The 22,185-nt window shown below is 33.6% G+C and carries 21 protein-coding genes; 10 read left to right on the top strand and 11 right to left on the bottom strand.

The window, feature by feature from the left end:
• Positions 1-143 precede the first annotated feature (143 nt).
• The 8 genes from ACQQ6V_RS05470 to ACQQ6V_RS05435 all read right to left on the bottom strand — a co-directional run bounded on the left by ACQQ6V_RS05470 (position 144) and on the right by ACQQ6V_RS05435 (position 8,590).
• Entirely contained in the window at positions 144-728 is a 585-nt protein-coding gene (locus ACQQ6V_RS05470) for a hypothetical protein (RefSeq protein WP_448844545.1), read from the bottom strand.
• 33 nt (positions 729-761) lie between these two features.
• Positions 762-1,391: a response regulator gene (locus tag ACQQ6V_RS05465; protein WP_448844544.1), complete on the bottom strand. Its 630-nt coding sequence runs from the start codon at positions 1,389-1,391 to the stop codon at positions 762-764.
• Between the two features lie 6 nt (positions 1,392-1,397).
• A complete protein-coding gene (locus ACQQ6V_RS05460; RefSeq protein WP_448844543.1) occupies positions 1,398-3,581 on the bottom strand; it encodes a sensor histidine kinase in 2,184 nt (727 codons plus the stop codon).
• Between the two features lie 229 nt (positions 3,582-3,810).
• Entirely contained in the window at positions 3,811-4,488 is a 678-nt protein-coding gene (locus ACQQ6V_RS05455; protein WP_448844542.1) for a DUF1826 domain-containing protein, read from the bottom strand.
• 320 nt (positions 4,489-4,808) lie between these two features.
• Positions 4,809-5,969: an iron-containing alcohol dehydrogenase gene (locus ACQQ6V_RS05450; RefSeq protein WP_448844541.1), complete on the bottom strand. Its 1,161-nt coding sequence runs from the start codon at positions 5,967-5,969 to the stop codon at positions 4,809-4,811.
• A gap of 335 nt (positions 5,970-6,304) precedes the next feature.
• Complete coding sequence (locus tag ACQQ6V_RS05445; protein WP_448844540.1) at positions 6,305-7,021, bottom strand: C40 family peptidase; 717 nt, start codon at positions 7,019-7,021, stop codon at positions 6,305-6,307.
• Positions 7,021-7,668, bottom strand: coding sequence for an O-methyltransferase (locus tag ACQQ6V_RS05440; protein ID WP_448844539.1), 648 nt, complete (start codon positions 7,666-7,668; stop codon positions 7,021-7,023). Before ACQQ6V_RS05440 ends, ACQQ6V_RS05445 begins: the two co-directional genes overlap by 1 nt.
• An 85-nt stretch (positions 7,669-7,753) precedes the next feature.
• The gene (locus ACQQ6V_RS05435; RefSeq protein ID WP_448844538.1) at positions 7,754-8,590 is read right to left on the bottom strand and encodes an OmpA/MotB family protein; all 837 of its coding nucleotides are present in this window, start codon (positions 8,588-8,590) and stop codon (positions 7,754-7,756) included.
• Between the two features lie 98 nt (positions 8,591-8,688).
• Between ACQQ6V_RS05435 and tilS the strand changes: the two genes are divergently transcribed.
• The 5 genes from tilS (at position 8,689) to ACQQ6V_RS05410 (ending at position 14,558) form a co-directional block, all read left to right on the top strand.
• Complete coding sequence (tilS, locus tag ACQQ6V_RS05430; RefSeq protein ID WP_528072279.1) at positions 8,689-9,999, top strand: tRNA lysidine(34) synthetase TilS; 1,311 nt, start codon at positions 8,689-8,691, stop codon at positions 9,997-9,999.
• Positions 10,000-10,057: 58 nt separating this feature from the next.
• Complete coding sequence (locus tag ACQQ6V_RS05425) at positions 10,058-12,124, top strand: protein-disulfide reductase DsbD family protein (RefSeq protein WP_448844536.1); 2,067 nt, start codon at positions 10,058-10,060, stop codon at positions 12,122-12,124.
• Between the two features lie 98 nt (positions 12,125-12,222).
• Complete coding sequence (locus ACQQ6V_RS05420) at positions 12,223-12,720, top strand: hypothetical protein (RefSeq protein WP_448844535.1); 498 nt, start codon at positions 12,223-12,225, stop codon at positions 12,718-12,720.
• A gap of 5 nt (positions 12,721-12,725) precedes the next feature.
• A complete protein-coding gene (locus ACQQ6V_RS05415; RefSeq protein ID WP_448844534.1) occupies positions 12,726-13,481 on the top strand; it encodes an alpha/beta fold hydrolase in 756 nt (251 codons plus the stop codon).
• A complete protein-coding gene (locus ACQQ6V_RS05410; RefSeq protein ID WP_448844533.1) occupies positions 13,482-14,558 on the top strand; it encodes an acyltransferase family protein in 1,077 nt (358 codons plus the stop codon).
• Here the strand turns inward: ACQQ6V_RS05410 and ACQQ6V_RS05405 are convergent.
• The gene (locus ACQQ6V_RS05405; RefSeq protein WP_448844532.1) at positions 14,555-15,559 is read right to left on the bottom strand and encodes a DHH family phosphoesterase; all 1,005 of its coding nucleotides are present in this window, start codon (positions 15,557-15,559) and stop codon (positions 14,555-14,557) included. The two genes, ACQQ6V_RS05410 and ACQQ6V_RS05405, sit on opposite strands and share 4 nt — an antisense overlap.
• A 128-nt stretch (positions 15,560-15,687) precedes the next feature.
• Between ACQQ6V_RS05405 and era the strand changes: the two genes are divergently transcribed.
• Together era and ACQQ6V_RS05395 are read left to right on the top strand one after the other, a co-directional pair.
• Positions 15,688-16,563 carry a GTPase Era gene (gene era / locus ACQQ6V_RS05400; protein WP_448844531.1) on the top strand — a complete coding sequence of 292 codons (876 nt, stop codon included), beginning with the start codon at positions 15,688-15,690 and terminating at the stop codon, positions 16,561-16,563.
• Between the two features lie 45 nt (positions 16,564-16,608).
• Positions 16,609-17,034, top strand: a complete 426-nt coding sequence (locus ACQQ6V_RS05395) for a DoxX family protein (RefSeq protein ID WP_448844530.1) — start codon at positions 16,609-16,611, stop codon at positions 17,032-17,034.
• A gap of 16 nt (positions 17,035-17,050) precedes the next feature.
• On the opposite strand, the gene ACQQ6V_RS05390 is transcribed toward ACQQ6V_RS05395, so the two are convergent.
• The gene (locus ACQQ6V_RS05390) at positions 17,051-17,206 is read right to left on the bottom strand and encodes a hypothetical protein (protein WP_448844529.1); all 156 of its coding nucleotides are present in this window, start codon (positions 17,204-17,206) and stop codon (positions 17,051-17,053) included.
• 238 nt (positions 17,207-17,444) lie between these two features.
• Between ACQQ6V_RS05390 and amaB the strand changes: the two genes are divergently transcribed.
• The 3 genes from amaB to ACQQ6V_RS05375 all read left to right on the top strand — a co-directional run bounded on the left by amaB (position 17,445) and on the right by ACQQ6V_RS05375 (position 20,674).
• On the top strand, positions 17,445-18,992 hold the full coding sequence (gene amaB / locus ACQQ6V_RS05385) for an L-piperidine-6-carboxylate dehydrogenase (protein ID WP_448844528.1): 1,548 nt from the start codon (positions 17,445-17,447) through the stop codon (positions 18,990-18,992).
• A 44-nt stretch (positions 18,993-19,036) separates the two neighbouring features.
• A complete protein-coding gene (gene lat / locus ACQQ6V_RS05380; protein ID WP_448844527.1) occupies positions 19,037-20,374 on the top strand; it encodes an L-lysine 6-transaminase in 1,338 nt (445 codons plus the stop codon).
• A 72-nt stretch (positions 20,375-20,446) separates the two neighbouring features.
• Complete coding sequence (locus ACQQ6V_RS05375; protein WP_448844526.1) at positions 20,447-20,674, top strand: DUF2007 domain-containing protein; 228 nt, start codon at positions 20,447-20,449, stop codon at positions 20,672-20,674.
• A 185-nt stretch (positions 20,675-20,859) separates the two neighbouring features.
• Here the strand turns inward: ACQQ6V_RS05375 and ACQQ6V_RS05370 are convergent, their stop codons facing one another.
• Positions 20,860-22,131 (bottom strand): aminotransferase class I/II-fold pyridoxal phosphate-dependent enzyme, encoded by a 1,272-nt coding sequence (locus ACQQ6V_RS05370; protein ID WP_448844525.1) that lies wholly within the window; start codon positions 22,129-22,131, stop codon positions 20,860-20,862.
• Between the last annotated feature and the right edge of the window lie 54 nt (positions 22,132-22,185).

Raw genomic sequence — 22,185 nt, 5'->3', positions numbered from 1 at the left:
ATCGTTGATGTTTTTGTGCAAAAACAATAAAACTAAAAAGAAGCTATCATAGAGATTAGCTTCTTTTTAGTTTATAATATTTTTACAAATTTTAAAGAGGTTAAAGCTAATAATAGCTAAAAATCCGTGACTAGATAATGAGTTTACAGATTAATATTATCTAGGAAAGCTTTTAGCTCAGGAAGAGGGATATTGTTCCCAGAGCTCACGATAGAATATCTGCCTGCTTCTAGATAATTGATGCTTGTAATACCATCATTTTCGAACATGGTGTAATCAAAGTATGCAGGCCAGCCTTTGTAGGTTTCTATGGTTAGTTTGTCACCTGGTTCTTCAATTTTCTTTATTTCTAAGTAATTGATGAGGTTTTCTCTAATCTGTATAGATCCTGGCCCTGCGCCATCACTTATCATGAGATAAATATTTTGAGAACCTTTTGCGTAATTAACAGTTGCAAAGGATCCTGTGGTCTTATCTTCGAAGGCATCTATCTCGGTAAGCTTAAAGCCATTGATTTCTTTTTTGAATTTTGCTTTAAATTCGGCAACCGTGATTGGTTTTAATTTTTTTAGTTCTTTGGTTAGACTTTCTACCTTTAGAGAATCAGAATTATTATGAGGTTGGTCAAAAGTTATAGCTGTGTATTGACTTGCTAATACTGTATTAAAGCTTGTTGTAAGTAATATTGCGGCAAATAATGAACCTGTTTTTAAATAAGAAAATTTCATGTGTTTTGTTATTAATAAATTTATATTTTGTAATTAAGGACGGATTAATCCATATTCCATTGCTAGTTTTATGGTGGTACTTAGGTTGGATGTTTTAAATTTTTCTATTAAGTTTTTACGATGACTTTCTACGGTGTGTGGACTTATGAAAAGTTTGCTCGCAATTTGTGCAGTTGTTAATCCTAGAGATGCTTCGTTTAGGATTTCTTTTTCTCTACGGGTGAGTTTTGGTACTGCTTGTAGCCCAATCATATTTTTCTTTTCTACGATAACTTTAGTCTGATTGCATAAGAAATTTTCACCACTTAAGACTGTCTTTATACCAAGGATTATTTCTGCTACAATAGCATTTTTTTGGATGTATCCCATAGCGCCTTCTTCTAATGTACTGTTGATAACGGCATATTCATTATGAACACTTAGGATAATAATCTTTATGTCAGGATAATTTTTTAAGATTGGTTTTATAAGATCTATGCTGTTGCCTTCTGCGAGATTAATGTCTAACAATAGAAGATCTAACGTTTGGTTTTTTAGTTCATTATATAACTCATCAGAAGAGGAGTAGCAGCCAATTACAGAAAAATCTTCTTGTTGAGAAAGTATGTTTTTCAATCCTTCTAGAAGTAATGGGTGATCGTCTAATATGGCAATTTTAATCATAGTTTTTTAGTTTTTAGGAAATTTGACTTCAATACTCGTCCCGATATTGACTTGAGAGTCTATCTGTACAGTACCTTTGAGAAATTCTATTCTCGATTGTATATTGTGAAAACCTGCAGATTGTGATTTTTTTAAATAATTGGGATTAAATCCATTTCCGTCATCTTCTACAATAATGACATAATCATTTTCGTTTTCTATAATTTGGATAATAATCTGATGTGCATTGGCATGTTTTAAAGCATTATTAACTAATTCCTGAATAATCCTGTATACAATAAGTTGACTATCAAGTGATAATTGGTTGCTGTAATGTAAAAACTGAACATCTACATCAAGTTTCTGATTAGTCATTCTGGATGCGTAGTCTAGTAAAGTTTCTTGCAGACCGTACTTAAGCAATAGATCAGGCATTAGATTATGAGCAACACGGCGAAGCTCGTCTACAGCGGTATCTATTTGGTTAATGGATTTTTCTACCTGGGATTGGATATTGTCTGCAGGTTGGTCTTTTAATAGAGATAATTTCATTTTGGTACCAGAAAGTAGACCACCTAGACCATCGTGTAGATCACGGGCTAGTCTTCCTCGCTCTAACTCTTGACCTTCTAGCATCATGGTAAGATTAGAAATTTTAGAATTCTGCTTTTCTTTTTCCATTTCTAAAGAATGAAGTTTTTCTTTTTGTTTCATTCCTTTTGCTCTTTGGAAATAGGCGTATAATAGTAAAAAAAGTAATAATGAAACGGCAGCAGTTAGACCAAAATAGAACTTGTTAATCTTCTCTTTGTAAGTAATTTGAGTCTTGTAAAGATCTATTTCTTGTTTTCTATTAAAAGATTCAAGCTGAGATAAGCGAAGTTCTTGAGCTTTTTTGCTATTTTCAATTTCGGTAAGTTTTAACTTTCGAAACTGATTTTCTTTAGTTAATTGTAGGTTTTCTAATTTTTGAGCTTGTTGTACGCCATGCCAAGTCATCTCTTTAAGCTGTTGTTTTTGCTTTTCTGATGCTAACTGTAATTTTAAAAGTTGGTGTTTTTGTTTTTCTTTTTCATATTGAGTTTCTAATTTTTTGCCTAAAGCTGCACTTTCTTGATCATATATTTTCTTAAAAGTTTCGAGATAGGCTTTTTGGTAGTGTATTGCTTCTTTGTAATTGCTTTCATTTTGAAAAAGTCGAGAAAGGCTCTCAAAAAGTGTGAGCTTAATTTGTAGATTAGATCCTTCCTCATGCTCTAGTTCTGTAAGGGCAATAAGGAGATATTTTTTGGCTTCTTCGTTTTTATTATTTTGTATTGCAATTTCTGCTAAGATCCCATTGGCAGAAGCTATGTGAGCATGGTTGTTGGTTTCAATGCCTTGTTTTCTGGCAACATTAGCATAGTATAGAGCTTTGTCTCTGTATGATTCCGGAAAATGAGAAAGATAAAGATTGGCCAAATTAATAGCTACAAAAGACAGGTTAGAAGGAAAAGGAATGCGAGTTTTGTTCGCTTGATAGGTGCTTATGGCTTTAATATAAAAAGACTCTGCTTTCTTAAGATATTCTTTTTGGCTAGTATTAGATTCATAATGTTGTTCATACATATAGCCCATTGCCATATAAGCATCAAATATATGGATTGGGTTTTTCTCTTGGATGGCAGCTTCTAAAGTTAACCTGCTGTATTTTTCTTGCAACTCATAATCGTTCCAATTAGCATATATGGCACTGAGTTCACGATATACAGATGTTTTTCTTAAGTTTAAACTTTCCGAATGTTTTGCTTTTTCATAAAAAGATAAGGCTTGTAAAAAATATCTAACAGCTTCGGCTTCTTTATTATTACGTGAGCAGATCCAACCAAGTCCATAAGCTACATAGCCTTTTGTTTCTAAATCTTTTGTTTTTGCTTCATATATTAATGCAGATTTGGCAGCGTTGTCAGAAGCTTTTAGATTATTATTTAGGTGGTAATTTATTGCGGTAATAATGTATAAATAGGCTGCATATTTACCGTCAGTCATTTTTTTTGCATCGACTATGTTATCCGCCAAAATCGCAAAAGCTTTGCCTTCTTGATTGTTAAAAAAAAGGGATTGTGCGTATTTCCCTGTAATTAGGAGTCGTTGAGGGCTTCCTGATTTTTGACTATTGTATTCTTTTTCTAGGTCATTGCCAATCCCTTGAGCCGAGAATAGGGGACTCAAGAAGATCAATAGTATTAATAAAATGTAGAAGTGGAAGTTTTTTGTTCTCATTATTACAAAAAGTAAGCTAGGTAAAGTTATTACTTCGCTCTTTATGATTTCATTTTTTATTAAACAAATGAAATTTAACTGTCGATAAGAATATCCAAAAATGCTCATTATTAGGCAGTTTTCCAATCCCTATTTTCAGCTAATTTAGTCTTTGAAGTATTAGTTTTTTGGTTTTTAATTAACAAATTAAAAGCAATCGATACTCGCCATCCTTTTCTAAAGGCGCACGATGAATACAAGGTAAAACCTCTTGCTTAGGATGATCTACGGCTAATCTCCAAAGATGTCCAACCCCTAAGTTAATTGGTTGCGCATTAGGCTTTGCTTGATAATGGAGATCAAAAAAGTAGTCTTTTAAAAAACTTTCGAATTCTGATTCTGGTCCATCATGTAGTTTTTTTAGCTTTTCTCTAATGTCCGGAATTAATATTTTTTGTAGCGCCTCATCATTAGCTATTATATCGCTTGAAGCACCATGATAAGTACATAAGAAAGTGTCTGTAGCAATAGGAGAACGATCAACATGGTAAGAATAGACATCTGTTGAAATGAAATCTAGCTCGTCATCTCGCTCATAAGATTTAAGCAAATTGAGAGAAGGAGATGCGCCAAAATCAGTTAATAATTGTATATCATTTATAATAATTTCTCTTGCGATATTTGCTTCCTCGGATAGTTCTAAGGACAAAAGCTCATGAGTAGTAATTTCTGTAATATTGTCTCTTAGTTGAAGTTTTGATACTATTTCGCAGAAGTCCCCAGTAAGATTTCTATGCCAGCATAAGGCGTTTGTATTTCCTTTAAAACTCGTATTAATTAATGCAGAAAAAGAGGAAACAATTTCAGTAGGATTCATTTTGTATTATTTTAGCTACTTTTTTAGATTGTCATAGAGACTCGTGATACGTTAGAACAAAAATAGCTAATTAACAATTAAGATTAACAAGAGTTGAAAGCTTATTTCTGCACGTGCAGAACTTAGTGATGATTAATTAAGTTGCAATTTTAGTCAGTGCAACGAGTTAATACATTACAAATTTTTGAATTAAATTTACTCAATGTTGCGGGAATTGAATAAGGAATTTATATAATTAATTTTTAGGATGAAGTTTCAATTCCATAAAAAAAATCAGCAATAGAAATTGCTGATTTATATAATATTTGAAAACTTAAATGTTAGTAAGACATTTCGATGATATTTTTAGCATCTTTTGGAGTAACCATTCTGTTTTCTCCAAGAAGCCAACCACGAGATTCAAAAGTTGCTTCAACTTTTTCTGCACTTCCATTATATTGATCTGTGTAATCAGATAATTTGGTTTTAATATCTAAAGTATGAAAGAAAGCTTCCATTTTTTCTATGGCTTTATTTGCTTTTTCGTCAATAGTTCCTTCTGTAACATTCCAAATGCGCTCTGCATATTGTGCTAATTTTTCTTTTTTCTTATCAAAGAAATAACGGTAATGTTGTGGTGCAACGATCGCCAAAGTTCTAGCATGATCTATCCCAAATTGTGCGGTAAGCTCGTGTCCCATACCATGAACTGCCCAGTCTTGTGGCACACCTTTACCAATTAATCCATTAAGCGCCATAGTACAGCTCCACATAAAGTTAGCAGCAGCATCATAATCAAAAGCTTCTGTCATAACTTTTGGTGCAATATCTTGCAAGCTTAATAGGACACTTTCTGCAAATCTATCTTGTAGACCAGCACCTGTTGGATAGGTCATATATTGCTCTAGCACGTGAGTGTAAGCATCTGCGATACCATTAGCAATTTGGTTTTTAGGGATTGATCTTATAACTTCTGGATCTAATATTGAAAACTGCGGGAATAATCCAGGACCGCCCATTCCTAACTTTTCGCCAGTAGCACGTCTAGATATTACTGCGCCGGAGTTCATCTCAGAAGCAGTTGCAGGTAAAGTTAACACAGTTGCAAAAGGTAATCCTTTTCCTTCTGCTGTAACAACTCTGTTTTTTAATATATCCCAAGCTTCACCGTCGTAATTGGCTGCTGCAGAAAGAAATTTGGTTCCGTCTATTACAGATCCACCACCAACTGCTAATAGATAAGTGATATTTTTATCTTTGATAACTTTAAGCGCTTCTAGCAATACTTCATATTCTGGATTAGCTGGCACACCACCAAATTCTGTAAGTTGATATCCTTCTAATGCCGTAATAACTTGGTCGTAAACGCCGTTTTTCTTAATGCTTCCTCCACCGTAGATCATTAATATATTGGCGTCTTTAGGTATTTCTCTAGACAAGTTGGCGATTTCGCCTTTACCGAATATGATTTTAGTAGGGTTTTTAAATTCGAAGTTTAACATTTTCGTTCCTTTTTTTTGTTTGGTCAAATTTACACAATTCTACTTTTTATGGCGTGTCCTTTTGTTTTTTATTTCCAATGAGAAACATAGTCTATTACTATTAAAAAAACAAAAGGCCGCGTCATGCAGGGCTACACTTCGTTTCGGTTAGTAACCGCGCTTTGCAAGCGCGCCCTTACTACCGCTCACGCGAGCGTTGTGATTGTATTGACAGTTTTCTGCGCGAAGGATAGCAGCGGTTATCCTTTTTGTAAGAAAGGATAATAGCTAGGCGCAAAAAGATAGTAGCGATGATCTGGCTAGGACTAAATAAGGCGATAATAGAAGGTCGCGCCCTAGAGATAAGTCTTGATAAAGCGAAGTTTATGCGTGTGTTTATTCTGTTCTTTATTGAAAATCCCAGTAGAATCTAAGCTATCAATACGAACTTTGCCATGAGCATGAATGATTTTTTGGTGGTCTAACATGATACCAACGTGGATGATTTTGCCTTCTGCATTATCAAAAAAAGCCAAGTCTCCTGGTTGTGCTTCTTCTAAGAATGTAAGTGGAGCACCAGCTTCAGCCTGTTGAGAGGCATCACGAAGGATTTTGATATTGTGGATTTTGTAGATCATTTGTGTAAAACCACTGCAATCTAAACCGAAAAAACTTTTTCCGCCCCATAGATAAGGTGTGTTAAGAAATTCTTTGGCACAAATAACGATGCTTTCTCTAACGTCATTACTGCGCTTAGTAGATATAGTTTCGAAAGTGACTTCTGAGCCTAGGCTCAATAGCATTTTGCCAGCGTCCGTCATCGCAGATTGAAAGGTTTCTGTGACAAGATGTTGCTTTCTCTGCTTAAGAAAATCCGCAGAAATAACTGTGATCTGTTTGGTATCTAGCCAACCTTCGTAGCCGTCATAATGCATTTTAATTTTAGTAAAATTATTGTTGACTTCTAATATATCGGCAGATTCGCCATAAAGCATCTGTGTTACCATCTCGCTTCTGTCGCTGTTTTCTGCTCTTACTGGCGCGATAGAAACGTTGCAAATTACTTGTTCCATTATTTTTTTCTGATTAGATGTATGCCGTCTCGCAATGGTAAAATTACATTTTCGAAATCGGGATCTTCTGTAACGATTTTATTAACTAATTTAATCTGTTGAGTGGCTTTGTTACTTGGGTTTTCTTCTAAAACTTTGCCATACCAAAGCACGTTGTCGATGAGAATAATGCCACCAGACCTCAATTTTGGTTTTATCAATTTGAGATAATCTTGATAGCTTTCTTTATCAGCATCTATAAATACTAAGTCCCAGGTTGTGTCTATATTTTTGATTTCTTCGCGGGCATCTCCCAAGATAAAGTTAATCTGAGAAGCGTAATCGCTTTCTGCAAAATATTTTTTTGGAAGATAGGCAAGATCTTCGTTTTTGTCTAAGGTATAGATGAGGCCATCTTTATGTAAACCTTCTGCCAAACAAAGCGTTGCATAACCCGTAAAAGTACCGATTTCTAGTATATTTTTTGGCGAAATCATTTTAGAAATAATACTGAGTAATCTACCTTGTAGATAACCAGAAATCATGTGTGGTTGTGTGGTTTTCTGATAGGTTTCTTTTCTTAATCGTTTTAGAATTTCTGGCTCTGCAGAAGTATGGTTTTCTAAGTAACGATCCATCGGTAGGTCTAACTCTTCGAAATAGCTCATTCTCTCTAGATTGTTGCTCAAAATTACGGAAAATAAAAATCCCACAGAAATTCTGCGGGATTTAGTTTTTATGATAAGAAGATATTTATTTCTTAACTGGCGCAATGTCCATTAATTTCATAAATTCATCTAGCTTAGGCATAATGATGATTTCTGTTCTTCTGTTTTCTGCACGTCCAGAAACTGAAGCGTTAGTCGTCTTAGGATTGTACTCTGATCTACCACCAGCTGTAATTCTGTTAGGATTAACCCCAAATTGAGCTTGTAGAACTTTAGCAACAGATGTAGCTCTTAGAGCAGATAACTCCCAATTATCCTTTGGTGAATTACCACTGTTAAGAGGAGTGTTATCTGTGTTACCTTCGATTAGTACACTATAAGTATCATAATCATTGATTACTTTAGCAACCTTTCCTAACACGTCTTGTGCTGCAGGAAGTACATCAGATTTACCAACTTGATAAAGCATTTTGTCTGATAATGATATCATTACAACACCTTTCAATACTTTTACATCAACATCTTGATCTGCGATGTTATCCAAAGAACGTTTCAGTTTATTAGACAATGCTAAGTTAAGACTGTCATTTTTGGAGTTGCTAGAAATCAATTGTTTGATATACTTATTAGAAGCGTTAATTTCTCCTACAAGCTTGTCTATGTTGGTAGAGCTTTTTCCAGAATTGCTAAGACATGCATCTAAGCTGGATTTCAAAGCATTATTTTGCCCTACTAATAAATCATTTTGCCCTTGTAAGTTGGCATTTTTTCCTGTAAGATCTTGGATCTGTCTCTGTCTATCTGCACCGTCATTAATACATTGCTGATAATTAAGATTGAGCGCGTCAAACTGTTTTTTGCTGACACATGATGTCGCCGAAATTGCTACAACAGCGATGGCGAAAACTTTAAATAATCTCATATGATAGATTTTAGAATTTGTTCAAATGTACAAAATGCTTTTAAATAATGGCTTATCTTTGCTTAGTTTTAAAACGAAGAAATTAGTAATACATTATTTTGTTAAGCGAAAAATTTTTTATCGAAACTTTAAAAAATCTTCTACCCAACTTGAAGCAAAAAACATTCCTTTTGGCTGTAAGTGGTGGAGTAGACTCTATGGTTTTAGCTTTTCTTTTTAAAAAAGCTGGACTTCAGTTTGATATTGCGCATGTTAATTATCATCTAAGAGAAGAAGATTCTAACTTGGATCAGGAGTTGGTAGAAAAATTTTGTATAGAAAATAAAATGAAATTTCATCTTTATGATGTTTCTGAAATTGACAATAAACCACAAAATTCTATAGAAAATTGGGCGCGCGATATTAGATACAGATTTTTTGACGATATAAGACAGCAAGAAAACTTGCAATATCTTGTTACCGCACATCACCTTAATGATCAATTGGAGACGTTTGTTATTAATCTTTCTAAAGCTTCTGGGCTAAAAGGTTTGGGCGGAATTCCTAATAATGAGAACAATATTATCAGACCATTGTTAGGTTTTTCAAAACAAGAAATTTACCAATTTGCGCTAGATCATAATATTCTATTTCGGGAAGATTATACTAATAAGGAAAATATATTTCTGCGTAACAAAATCAGAAACCAGATTACGCCACTTTTACTAGATACTAATTCTCATTTTTTAGATAATTTTAAAAAATCTATCAGCATTATTAAAGATTCTAAAAACTTTATCGATCAACAAATAGAATTAATTTTAAAAACAATTACAATCTCCAAATCAGAAAACGAAATAGTTCTCAATAAAGAATTATTAATAAAAGAATCTGAATTTGTAAAATATGAAATTCTCAAAAACTTTAATCTAGAAAGTTATCTAGAAATTGATAAAATGTTGTCCGCAGACAATGGGAAGATTTTCATTACGAAAACGCATAAAATATCAATAGGAAGACGCGAGATTGTTATTCAACCGAAAAATATAGAGTTGGATCAAGATGAGATTATCGAATTAAAATTAAATCTTGTGGAGCAAAAATCCTCAACGATTGTAATTTCTAAAGATTATTTTGAAAACGGAGAGATTGATAATTTCAATCAATGGATTATAAATGCTAAAAACATTACATTTCCTCTGAAAATTAGGCGCCCGAAAGCAGATGATGTTTTTTATCCTATCGGTTTTAATGGGAAAAAGAAAGTGTCAAAATTTTTGAAAGATAAAAAAATACCTATTTTTGTAAGAATTCGAACTTGGATTTTGGTCGATCAAGACGATCAGATCCTCGGCGTATTACCTTATCGTCAAGATCGCAGGTTTGCTGAAGAAAATGCGAAAACTAACGTTCTAATTATAATTGAATAAAATATAAAACGTTTGCAATAGGATTGCTGACTTTTTTAATGTTAAATAAATAGTAACAATGAATTTTTCTAAAAGATTATTTCTATTTGTGTTTGGGGTTTGTGTCATGATGATTAATGCACAGATTAAAGATCCGGTAAAGTTTAAATATGAAGTCAAAGAGCTTGGCAACGACGAGTACGAAGCTATTTTATCAGCAACATTAGAACCGAAATGGCATGTTTATTCTCAAGATATACCAGAAGATTCTGGGATTCCGACGGAGATGAAAGTGTCTTCCAAAGATGGGATTATATTGATCGGTAAGCTCAAAGAAGTTGGTAAAAAGATCGATGAATTTTCTGAAGCTTTTGGTGCTCAGATTGTTTATTATTCTAATGCGGTACAGTTTAAACAGAAATTTAAGCTCAAAAATCCAGGTAAAGCGGCTAGTATTGTTGCAGAAATTACCTATCAGACTTGTAACGATCGTATTTGTCTAGCACCTAGTACTTTAGAGTTTCAAAAAACAATTCCAGCAAGCGGAAAAGAAGAAGCTGATCCTAAAGTTGAAGATAATGCTGTTGTAGCTAAAGTAGATTCTCTGACGACGACTGGACAAACAGTTGCAACAGATCATCCTGCTGTCGTAGCGCAGAAACAAGAAGGTCTTAAAGTTAATTCTTTGGACTTCAAAAATCCACTGACAGAATGTGGTACACAACAGAGTAAAATTGATTCTAATTATCTTACAATTATTGTTTTAGGCTTTCTAAGTGGACTTTTAGCGTTGTTAACGCCATGTGTTTTCCCAATGATTCCGTTGACGGTTTCGTTTTTTACAAAAGGGCAAAAAGATAAAGCAAAAGGCAAAAGAGATGCTATTATATATGGTGCGTTTATTTTGATAATTTTTACAGCATTAAGTATTCCTTTCCATGTGATAGACGGTATTGCTGGTAATATTTTTAACCAAATTTCTACTAATATTTGGCTTAATTTATTCTTCTTTGGCGTATTCTTATTCTTTGCGTTGAGTTTCTTTGGATATTTTGATATCACCTTGCCAAGTTGGATAATGAACAAGTCTTCTAAAGCTGAAGATGCTGGCGGTATGATCGGTATTTTCTTCATGGCTCTGACCTTGGTATTGGTATCATTCTCTTGTACAGGGCCAATTTTAGGAACTATCCTCGGAAGTATATTAAGCGATAGCAGTGTTAATATTCCAATGGTTTTAACCTTTGCATTAGCGGGCTTCGGATTATCTTGGGCATTGGTTTTCGGCTTATTAGCCTTGTTTCCGCAAGCGTTGCAAAGTTTACCAAAATCAGGTGGCTGGATGAACACCGTAAAAGTTGTTCTTGGTTTTATCGAAGTTGCTTTAGCTCTTAAATTTTTATCAAAAGCAGATTTAGTTTCCAAAACATTCTTGCTGAAGAGAGAATTATTTATCGTTCTTTGGATTATTGTTGCCATTGGATTGGTGCTTTATTTATTCGGGAAAATCAGATTTCCGCATGATGATAAAAACCAAAAGATATCCGTGACAAGAAAGGTTTTTGGAGCATTAGGAATTGGATTTGTCATTTATTTAATTCAAGGTTTGATCCCGGCAGAACGTCCGAAATTACAATTATTAAGCGGGATTTTACCGCCATTGAATGTGAGTTATTTCCATGATGAAAAAGAAGGGATTTTAGGTTTGAAACCTTATCATAATTATTTTGATGCTATCGAAGAAGCTAAAAAACAAAACAAACCGGTCTTAATTGACTTTACGGGTTATGGTTGCGAAAACTGCCGTAAGATGGAAGAATTTGTATGGAGCGAGCCTGATATTTTACCGATTTTGCAGAACGACGTTATCCTGGCTTCGGTATATGTAGATGATAAAGAAGAGTTGCCAGAAGCGGATCAGATGAGAATTGATATGGGAAATGGGCAGATGAAAAAAGTGAAAACAATTGGAGATAAATGGTCGCTATTTCAGCAAGTTAATTTTAATAATAATTCTCAACCGCATTATGTGTTGGTAACGCCGGATCAACAAGTGATTAACTCACCAGTTTCTGGATATATGCCAAAAGAAGAGTTTGAGAAATTCTTAAAATGTGGCGTTGATTTTTATAAAAAGAATAAATGATTTTTAGCTCAATAAGAATCAAAATAAAAATAAATTTTAATAAAAAGAGTATTGATAAAATGCTCTTTTTTTATTTATTTTAGACTTAAAATATAATCATGAAAAAACTAGCGTTATTTTTAATCGCGTTCTCCATATTTTCTTGCAAAAAAGCTGAGGAAACACAAAGCAGTAAAGTCGATAGTACCAAGATTGTCGACTCTATTAATTTGGTTAGACAGAAGATCAACGATAGTATTATGGCGAAGGATCGCTATAATAACTTAGTAGGCACGCATGTTTTGACGCATGATATGATAAAAGGTCAAGGGAAAATTGATTTTGCTAAAGCTGGCAAAGACGAATATTCGATTAAAGGATCTCTGCAAAACGGAAATAATTATATTAAAATTGATGGCGTTGGGCAGATGATTTCTAAAAATAATCTGAAGTTTCAAGGGACAATAAAACAAAGCATTCATGATTATGAAAACGGAAAACTGGATGTGAGAAGTGGTAAGAAAATCTTTTTTACTAAAGATGGCTGTAAGACATTTAAGCTTCATGAGTCAGTTAATAGTTTTGGATTTTCGGATCAAATTTATATTAAATTCTAAAAAATATGCTTCATTACGAAATTTCTGGTAGCGGTAAAGAGACTTTGGTTTTGCTACATGGTTTTATGGAAAATCTTACAATTTGGGATGATATTGAGCGATATCTTTCTGAGGATTTTCAGTTGGTTAAAGTAGATTTGCCTGGTTTTGGTAAGTCAGAATCTATTGCCGAAATCCAAACTATGGAAATTATCGCAGACGAAGTTGAAAAACTTATGCATTATCTAGAAGTGACAAATTTCCATTTGTTCGGACATTCTATGGGCGGTTATGTTGCGTTAGCTTTTGCAGAAAAATATCCTCAAAGTTTGAAGAGTTTAAGCCTGTTTTTTTCGACGTATTTTGAAGACGATGCAGAAAAGAAAAGTATTCGCCAAAGAAGCCTTAGAGTTATTAGCGATAATTATCAAGCTTTTGCCAATGCAGGAATTCCTAATCTTTTCGGGATTAATGAAAGAGATCAACTTAGGGACGAGATAGAACTCGCGAAACAAATTGCTTATACGGCAAGCATTGCTGGGGTTTTAGCCTCACAAAAAGGCATGATAGAACGCCCAAATCGTAGAAGTGTTTTAGAGAATTTTGAAGGAAGAGTTTTATTGATTTTAGGTCGATTTGATAATGCTATTAATTCTATCAAAACAATTGCAGAGCTTCCTGAGCGTGAGAATATCAAAGCTTATCTTTTGGATTGTGGTCATAATGGTCATTGGGAAAAGCCGAGTATTTGCGCAGAAATTATTAATACAGAATTGTTGTAAATGGATAGAAGTTTACCCAATATAACGGCGATAAGATTTTTTTTAGCTTTACTTGTTTTATTATATCATCTGCCAGAATTCTCGCAGAATAGAGGGTTTCCGTTTTTTGCGGACGCTGCAATTTTACATAAAGGCACAGAAGCGGTCTATGCGTTTTTCTCATTAAGTGGATTTTTAATTATTAGAAATCTTTATCATGAGAAATTAACATTGGGGCAGATTTCTATCAAGACATTTTATAGAAGAAGAATACTGAGGATATTTCCCTTGTATTATGCGGTGTTGATTTTTGGATTACTGTATTATAATTTGATTTTGCCACGATTAGGATTTGATGTTGGCGAGAAAAATTATTCTATTCTCGAAGCTATATTTTTGGGCGGAACTTTTTTTTCGAATGTTTTGGCGGGTTACAATCCTGGCGGAATTATAAAAATTCTCTGGTCTATTGGGATAGAAGAACAATTTTATTTGCTCATTGCACCAGCTATATTTTTGTTACCATTAAGAAAGATTGCATGGTTTTTAGGTATTTTTACAGTCGTTTATTTTTTGATGTTTAATCTAGAATTTCCTTCTTTTTTAAAAGCGAATAAAGTCTATTTTTATTTCTTCTCCATAAGCGGAATGACGGCTATTTTTCATACTAAAATTTTGACTCAAAGAAAGATTAATTGGCTTTTTAAAACATTGATATTTGGTGTGACAATAGCATATTTTTTTACAGATTATTTTGTGGAGAATTTATCAGAAATCGCTTATCAGTTTGTAAGCATGATGTTGTTTCCGTTGTTTATTGTTTGCTTAATAGACCAACCTATTGCATTTTTACAGAAATCAAAACTAAAATATCTCGGCACAATTTCTTACGGAATCTACATGCTTCATGCGATTGTTTTTCAGATTACAGGATTTTTGGTTATTAAAGTTTTTCCGGATTTAGTATCAATTAATAAGGCTTTATTTGTGATGCTTTATACAATCTTTAATGTTGTATTGACGATAAGTCTAGCTCATATTTCTTACCAATATTTTGAATCTTTTTTCTTGAGGTTAAATACAAAAAAAGAGGACTAAAAATCCTCTTCATTAATATATTGTTTAAAATCGATAATCGTATCTTCTATGGACTTCATATATTTTCCGCCAGAAGCGTTAATATGTCCGCCTCCCTTAAAGTGTTTTCGTGCAAAAGCATTGGTGTCAATATCATCCTTAGATCGGAAAGAAATTTTGATAAAATCATCGTAAAGATCTTCCATGAAGAATACCGCCATTTTGGTTCCGCCAATGCTTAATCCATAATTAACAAAACCTTCGGTATCGCCTTTCTCGAAGCCCATAGCTTTTAGTTCGTCACGTTTTAACCATAGAATAGCAACTTTTCCGTCTTTTACAACTTCTATTCGGCTTAATACTAACGACAAAAGATTAAGTCTAGAAATGGTATTGTTATCCCAAGTATTACTTGTAATAATCGCTGGATCGGCACCTTTTTCAATCAAATTAGCGATAATACGATGCGTCTCTGCACTGGTAGATCTAAAGCGGAAACCGCCAGTATCAGTCATAATACCTGTATAAAGACATTGTGCAATATCCACATTAACAAGGTGCTCATCTCCTAAAGCTTGGATAAAATGATAGACCATCTGGCAAGTTGCAGGAACTGTCGTGTCAGAGTAAACAAAATCGAATTTCTCTGGCATCTGATGATGATCTATTAAGATTTTTTTGGCGTGAGATTTAGTAATCCAATCACCTAAAATCCCTGCTCTTGTTGGCGAATTGAAGTCCAAGCAAAAGATAACATCAGCGTTATAAATAGCTTCGCCAGCTTGTTTTCTTTTATATTCTGAAATGACTGCTTTTTTAGCATCGGGCATCCATTTTAGAAATTTAGGAAAGTCGTTAGGGACAAGGATTGTAGCTTCTATACCTTTGGTTTTCAAAAAATGATAGAGTCCTAAGCTAGATCCAATTGCATCACCATCAGGATTATAATGTGTGGTAATAACAATATTATGGTTGGGAGTTAAGAGTTTTTCTATTTCTGAAAGTTCTTGTGTACTAAACATAGATAAAATGGAATTTTTTGAAGTTCAAAGGTAGTCAATTTTGATAGTTTTAATAAGGAAAAGTAAGATTAAAGTTTTAAACGATGAAACTCATTTTTATTATCCTTAAATTTGCAAAAAAATAGGAAATGCACAAAGCAGGATTTGTAAATATCGTAGGAAAACCTAATGCCGGAAAATCAACATTGCTTAACCAATTAATGGGAGAGAAGTTGGCTATTGTTACTCAAAAAGCACAGACTACACGTCACCGTATTTTTGGGATTTATAACGAAGAAGATGTGCAGATTGTATTTTCTGATACGCCAGGTGTACTAGATCCTAAGTACGGATTGCAAGAAAAAATGATGGATTTTGTTAAAGAAAGCCTTCAAGATGCTGATGTATTTTTGATGATTGCTGATATTAACGATCAAGAAGAACCATCAGAATATCTAATCGATAGATTAACTAAAATCCCTGTACCTGTTCTTTTATTACTTAATAAGGTAGATAAAACCAATCAACAATATCTAGAGGCTAAAGTAGAATTTTGGCATAAGAGATTTCCAAAGGCAGAAATATTACCAATCTCTGCACTTAATGCGTACAATACAGAATATATTTTACCAAAACTGAAATCTTTATTGCCAGAAAATCCACCATATTACGATAAAGATCAATATACAGATAAGTCAGAACGTTTCTTTGTAAACGAATGTATTAGAGAGAAAATCTTGCTTAACTATGATAAAGAAATCCCATATTCTGTAGAAGTTGTAACAGAGCTTTTCAAAGAAAAAGAAGGCATTATTTTTATCGACGCCATTATCTATGTAGAAAGAGATTCTCAAAAAGGAATTATCATTGGGCATAAAGGTGAAGCTGTGAAAAAAGTAGGTACCGAAGCACGTCAGGATTTAGAAAAATTCTTTTCTAAGAAAATACATCTTAATATTTTTGTAAAAGTTAAAAAAGATTGGAGAAAGAACGACAGAGATCTTAAAAACTTCGGTTATCGATAGGCTTTGTATGAAATTTTTATTAGATTTGAATTTTAAATAGAACTTATGAGTAAACTATCATCTACTTACGTTAGTAAGAATCTAATAGATCTAGCCTCTTTGCTGTTAAGGGTATTTGCAGGAGCTTCTATGTTAACACATGGATTTCCTAAATTACAGCAATTAACTGCGGGTGGCGAAATTCAATTTATGGATTTTCTGGGATTAGGTCCTGTAATTTCTCTAGTTTTAGTAGTTTTTGCAGAATTTTTCTGTTCGATTTTTATTATCTTAGGACTTTTTACAAGATGGCTGACAATACCATTGGTCATTACAATGTTAGTTGCAGCATTTATGATTCATGCTGCAGATGACTATTCTGTTAAAGAATTAAGTATTGTATATCTAGTCTTTTATATTCTTATATTATTACTCGGACCAGGAAAATATTCCTTGGATAAAATATTCTCAAAAAAAGAAATTCGTTACTAATCTAGTAACGAATTTTTTATTTCTGTGCGCAACTTCCAAATACTGCATCTGCGCCAAAGTAAAATACAGCAAGCCATACTAGACCTTTTGCTGTAAAAAAAATCAACCCACCAACACCAACTCTTTTAAACCAAAGTTTTAGTTTCGAATTTTTTTCTGGCTGTTCTTCCATGTTTTATATTTTGTACAAATCTATGATTTTGTTATTTTTAAAGCAAAATTTATTTAGATTAAATACAAATAAATAATTAACTAAGGGGATATTCTTAGATCTTGTATTTGATAAATGCTATCCTTAGCATTATACTCAATAATATAATCTATTATTTTGATTTTGTAGAATTTTGACGATTTTGTAGGTTTTGAAAATAAATCTTTATCTTTAGCAACATACAAATCAATTTTAAATAATGAAGACAACAGACCAATTTGAAATTAATAAATCACTCGAGAATCTAGGAATAAAGCAATCTAACCAAGGATCATCGACAGGAGTTCAATTCTTTGCCACAGGAAAAAGTATTGTAAGTCAATCACCTACAGATGGAGAAGATATTGCAGAGGTAACTTGTAGTTCGGTAGAGGATTATCAGACGGTTATAGATAAGGCTCACCAAGCATCTAAGGAATTCAGAATGATTCCTGCTCCTAAGCGTGGCGAAATTGTTAGACAATTTGGAGACAAATTAAGACTTTATAAAGATGATTTAGGAAAACTGGTGTCTTATGAAATGGGGAAGTCATTGCAAGAAGGACTTGGTGAGGTACAAGAAATGATAGATATCTGCGACTTTGCAGTAGGATTATCAAGACAGCTTCACGGTTTTACAATGCATTCAGAAAGACCTGGACATCGTATGTATGAGCAATACCATCCGTTGGGAGTTGTTGGGATTATCTCAGCATTTAACTTTCCGGTAGCTGTATGGAGCTGGAACACCGCTCTGGCGTGGATTGCAGGAAATGTTTGTATCTGGAAACCTTCAGAGAAAACACCACTTTGCGCCATTGCTTGCCAAAATATTATTGCTGAAGTTATCCGCGAAAATAATTTGCCAGAAGGTATTTCTAGCTTATTAGTTGCAGATCATGAGATTGGTGATCTAATGGTTAATGACAAGCGTGTTGCATTAATTTCTTTTACAGGATCTACAAAAGTTGGTAGAGAAGTTAATAAGAATGTAGCGGCTCGTTTTGGAAAGAGTATTTTAGAATTAGGTGGTAATAATGCCATTATTATTTCTGATAAGGCTGATCTTGATATGAGTATTATTGGCGCTGTTTTCGGTGCTGTTGGTACTGCGGGACAACGTTGTACATCGACAAGGAGATTAATCATCCAAGAAGATGTTTATGATGAAGTAAAGAATAGATTAGTAAAAGCTTACGGTCAATTAAAAATAGGAAATCCATTAGATATCAATAATCATGTTGGACCGTTAATTGACCAACAAGCCGTTAATCAATATCTTGATTCTATCGAAAAATGCAAAAAAGAAGGCGGTAATTTTGTAGTGGAAGGCGGCGTCTTAGAAGGCGATGCATATACTTCAGGCTGTTATGTAAAACCATGTATTGCAGAGGTAGAAAATAGTTTTGCAATTGTTCAGCATGAGACATTTGCGCCAATTTTATATTTAATTAAATATAAAACTTTAGAAGAAGCTATTGCTATACAAAATGACGTACCACAAGGATTAAGTTCTGCGATAATGACTCAGAATTTGAGAGAGTCAGAATTGTTCTTATCTCAAGCAGGATCAGATTGCGGTATTGCCAATGTTAATATCGGGACTTCTGGTGCAGAAATCGGCGGTGCTTTCGGGGGCGAAAAAGAAACTGGCGGTGGCAGAGAAAGTGGATCAGATGCCTGGAAGTATTATATGAGACGCCAGACCAATACCATCAATTATTCTACTGGATTGCCATTGGCACAAGGTATCAAATTCGATATTTAAAATTAAACTAACACTTACACCAAATCACAAAATATTAATATAAAATGAGTACAACTAACGTTATAAATAACCCAATTAATAAAGTAAAAGAAACATTAGGAAGGCACATCTTAGCAGATGGATTTGATTTCGTGATGGATTATGAAAAATCCCATGGCTCTTGGATTGTAGATAGATTAACGGGAAAAGAATATCTAGATATGTTTTCTATGTTTGCCTCTGCGGCAGTAGGATATAATCATCCATATATTGTAGAAAAAGCATCTTGGTTGGGTAAAATGGCAGTTTATAAGCCAACGCTTAGTGATGTATATCTTCAGGAGTACGCTGATTTTATGGAAGTTTTTGAGCGTGTTGCCATTCCGAAAGAATTAGAATACTGCTTCTTTATAGAAGGCGGTGCATTGGCAGTGGAGAATGCTTTGAAGGCTGCATTTGACTGGAAAACAAGAAAAAATTGGCAGAAAGATATTAACACAGAAGGGAGCGTTGCAATTCATTTTAAGCAAGCATTTCATGGGAGAAGTGGTTATACTTTATGTTTGACCAATACTTCGGATCCTAGAAAATATCAATATTTCCCAAAGTTTGAATGGCCGAGAATCATCAACCCCAAAATAAATTTTCCAATAACGGAAGAAGGTACTCAAGAAACAATTAAAAACGAACAATTAGCTTTATTGCATATACAAGAAACTATTTTGTCTAATCCTAATCAAGTGTCTTGTATTATTCTCGAACCAATCCAAGCGGAGGGAGGCGATAATCATTTCCGAGATGAGTTTTTTGTTAGCCTAAGAAAAATTTGCGATGATAACGATATTCTTTTAATTTTTGATGAAGTACAAACAGGTATTGCAATGACGGGAACGATGTGGGCTTTTCAGCAAAGCGTTATTAATCCTGACATTATTGTCTTTGGTAAAAAAACACAAGTATGTGGGATTCTTGCTAATAAAGAAAAGATGAATGAAGTTGAGCATCATGTTTTTACAGAAAGTTCTAGGATTAATTCTACTTTTGGTGGTAATTTTATAGACTTGTTGCGTTTCCAGTTGGTTTTGGAAATTATTGAACAAGAAAATCTCGTTGAACATTCTAAAGTTGCGGGACAGTTTTTATTAGATGGACTTAGTAAGTTAGAAGAAAAATTTCCGCAAGATGTTTTTGCTTCTCGAGGGAAGGGACTTATGTGCGCTTTCGATCTTAAGGATGGCGAGACCAGAAATTGGCTGCAAGGAAAGCTTTATGAAGAGGGAATCATCATTTTGACTTGTGGTGATAAGTCATTGAGATTCCGTCCACATCTTAATGTGAAAAATGAAGAATTGCAGTTAGTTTTAAATAAAATTGATGAATTATTAACAAATAATTTGCATTAATCTCATTTAGTTCTGATTATTTTTTGTAAATTGTACATTCAAAACGCAGTTTAATATTAAAAGAACAAGATTATGAGTACAGTAACACGCGTTTCCGTATTTGAAAGTAGCAATGCACAGGAAATACAATTAGTTAAGTCAAAATTACAAGAAGTTGGTATAGAAAGTGAAGTAGAAAATGCATATCTTTCTTTTCTGACAACGCCCACAGCAACAAATATGATGTTGAAAGTGGATCTACAAGATGAAAGCAAGGCTTTTGAAGTGATAGATAATTATTTACAAAACACCAAAAACTAGTTTCATATTTTTTAAATTTTACGTTTTACAGAAGTCGGGATTATTTTATTATAGTCCCGATTTTTTTATCTATTTCTTAAATTCTATTTTTAAAGGAAGGCTAAAAGGAAATTTTAATATTTTCTAGATAATAAATTGTTAGTAGATACAAAAAAAACTGCTCAAGTAGAGCAGTTTTTATTTCTTTATATAGCTTTAAAAGCTAAGTTTTTTTCTTTAATTTGTTGAGCTTCTAATTCTTTGTAGTAACCCGTTTCTAATTTTTTGTAGATGGCTTCAAAAGCTTCAAGTGTTTCGTTAATCTCAGAATCTGTATGAGAAGCAGTTGGGATTAATCTTAACAAAATCATTCCTTTTGGAATTACAGGATAAGAAACTACAGAGGTAAAAATACCATAGTTTTCTCTAAGATCTTTGGCCAACATCATAGCTTCGATAGGATTACCTTGGATGAAAATTGGTGTTACACAAGTATTGGTATCACCAAGATTGTAACCTATATTTCTTAATCCAGATTGTAATTTATTTACATTTTCCCAAAGCTTAGCTTTAATTTCTGGTCTAGATCTTAACAATTCTAATCTCTTTAATCCTCCAATTACCATTGGCATTGTCAATGATTTTGCAAAGATCTGAGATCTAAGGTTGAATTTTAGGTAACGGATGATTTCTTTATTTCCTGCTAAAAAAGCACCAAAACCTGCCATAGATTTTGCAAATGTTGAAAAGTAAACATCAATTTCATCTTGACAACCTTGCTCTTCTCCAGCACCAGCACCAGTTGCACCAAGTGTCCCGAATCCATGTGCATCGTCTACCAAAATCCTGAAACCATATTTCTCTTTAAGTGCAATAATTTCTTTCAGTTTACCTTGTTGCCCTCTCATTCCGAAAACACCTTCTGTGATTACTAAGATTCCGCCTCCTGTTTCTTCAGTTACTTTCTTAGCTCTTTGTAGGTTTTTTTCTAGGCTTTCTATATCATTGTGTCTGTACGTAAAACGTTTTCCTGAGTGTAATCTAACACCATCCACAATACATGCATGAGAGTCTACATCATATACAATTACATCGTTTCTAGAAACTAGAGCATCAATGGTAGAAACCATTCCTTGATATCCGAAGTTCAATAGATATGCAGATTCTTTCTGAACAAATTCTGCTAATTCTCTTTCTAATTGTAAGTGCTGATCAGTCTCGCCGGACATTGCTCTTGCACCCATTGGGTAAAACATTCCGTATTCTGCAGCTGCTTTTGCATCAGCTTCCAAAACTTCAGGATGATTACATAATCCTAAATAATCATTGGCACTCCAGAAGATTACTTCTCTCCCTTGAAATTGCATTCTTGGACCAATTGGCCCTTCTAGTCTAGGGAAAATATAATAACCTTCTGCATAATCTGCAAATTGTCCTAATGGTCCTGGGTTTTGTTTAATTCTGTCAAAAATATCCATCTAAAGTATTTTTTGATTTTTAGTTAAAAATTATCCCGATAAAAATCGGGACAT

The organism is Chryseobacterium electrogenes, assembly GCF_053553015.1.
This window is presented reverse-complemented; position numbering and strand designations above follow the sequence as displayed.

What these genes read in the sequence shown, in the direction of transcription:
- ACQQ6V_RS05445 (WP_448844540.1), bottom strand. Translation starts at nt 7,021, where the DNA reads ATGGAACAAGTAATTTGCAACGTTTCTATCGCGCCAGTAAGAGCAGAA.
- ACQQ6V_RS05470 (WP_448844545.1), bottom strand. Translation starts at nt 728, where the DNA reads ATGAAATTTTCTTATTTAAAAACAGGTTCATTATTTGCCGCAATATTA.
- ACQQ6V_RS05450 (WP_448844541.1), bottom strand. Translation starts at nt 5,969, where the DNA reads ATGTTAAACTTCGAATTTAAAAACCCTACTAAAATCATATTCGGTAAA.
- ACQQ6V_RS05415 (WP_448844534.1), top strand. Translation starts at nt 12,726, where the DNA reads ATGCTTCATTACGAAATTTCTGGTAGCGGTAAAGAGACTTTGGTTTTG.
- ACQQ6V_RS05390 (WP_448844529.1), bottom strand. Translation starts at nt 17,206, where the DNA reads ATGGAAGAACAGCCAGAAAAAAATTCGAAACTAAAACTTTGGTTTAAA.
- ACQQ6V_RS05375 (WP_448844526.1), top strand. Translation starts at nt 20,447, where the DNA reads ATGAGTACAGTAACACGCGTTTCCGTATTTGAAAGTAGCAATGCACAG.
- ACQQ6V_RS05420 (WP_448844535.1), top strand. Translation starts at nt 12,223, where the DNA reads ATGAAAAAACTAGCGTTATTTTTAATCGCGTTCTCCATATTTTCTTGC.
- ACQQ6V_RS05425 (WP_448844536.1), top strand. Translation starts at nt 10,058, where the DNA reads ATGAATTTTTCTAAAAGATTATTTCTATTTGTGTTTGGGGTTTGTGTC.
- era (WP_448844531.1), top strand. Translation starts at nt 15,688, where the DNA reads ATGCACAAAGCAGGATTTGTAAATATCGTAGGAAAACCTAATGCCGGA.
- amaB (WP_448844528.1), top strand. Translation starts at nt 17,445, where the DNA reads ATGAAGACAACAGACCAATTTGAAATTAATAAATCACTCGAGAATCTA.
- ACQQ6V_RS05405 (WP_448844532.1), bottom strand. Translation starts at nt 15,559, where the DNA reads ATGTTTAGTACACAAGAACTTTCAGAAATAGAAAAACTCTTAACTCCC.
- ACQQ6V_RS05410 (WP_448844533.1), top strand. Translation starts at nt 13,482, where the DNA reads ATGGATAGAAGTTTACCCAATATAACGGCGATAAGATTTTTTTTAGCT.
- ACQQ6V_RS05440 (WP_448844539.1), bottom strand. Translation starts at nt 7,668, where the DNA reads ATGAGCTATTTCGAAGAGTTAGACCTACCGATGGATCGTTACTTAGAA.
- ACQQ6V_RS05455 (WP_448844542.1), bottom strand. Translation starts at nt 4,488, where the DNA reads ATGAATCCTACTGAAATTGTTTCCTCTTTTTCTGCATTAATTAATACG.
- lat (WP_448844527.1), top strand. Translation starts at nt 19,037, where the DNA reads ATGAGTACAACTAACGTTATAAATAACCCAATTAATAAAGTAAAAGAA.
- ACQQ6V_RS05435 (WP_448844538.1), bottom strand. Translation starts at nt 8,590, where the DNA reads ATGAGATTATTTAAAGTTTTCGCCATCGCTGTTGTAGCAATTTCGGCG.
- ACQQ6V_RS05370 (WP_448844525.1), bottom strand. Translation starts at nt 22,131, where the DNA reads ATGGATATTTTTGACAGAATTAAACAAAACCCAGGACCATTAGGACAA.
- ACQQ6V_RS05395 (WP_448844530.1), top strand. Translation starts at nt 16,609, where the DNA reads ATGAGTAAACTATCATCTACTTACGTTAGTAAGAATCTAATAGATCTA.
- ACQQ6V_RS05465 (WP_448844544.1), bottom strand. Translation starts at nt 1,391, where the DNA reads ATGATTAAAATTGCCATATTAGACGATCACCCATTACTTCTAGAAGGA.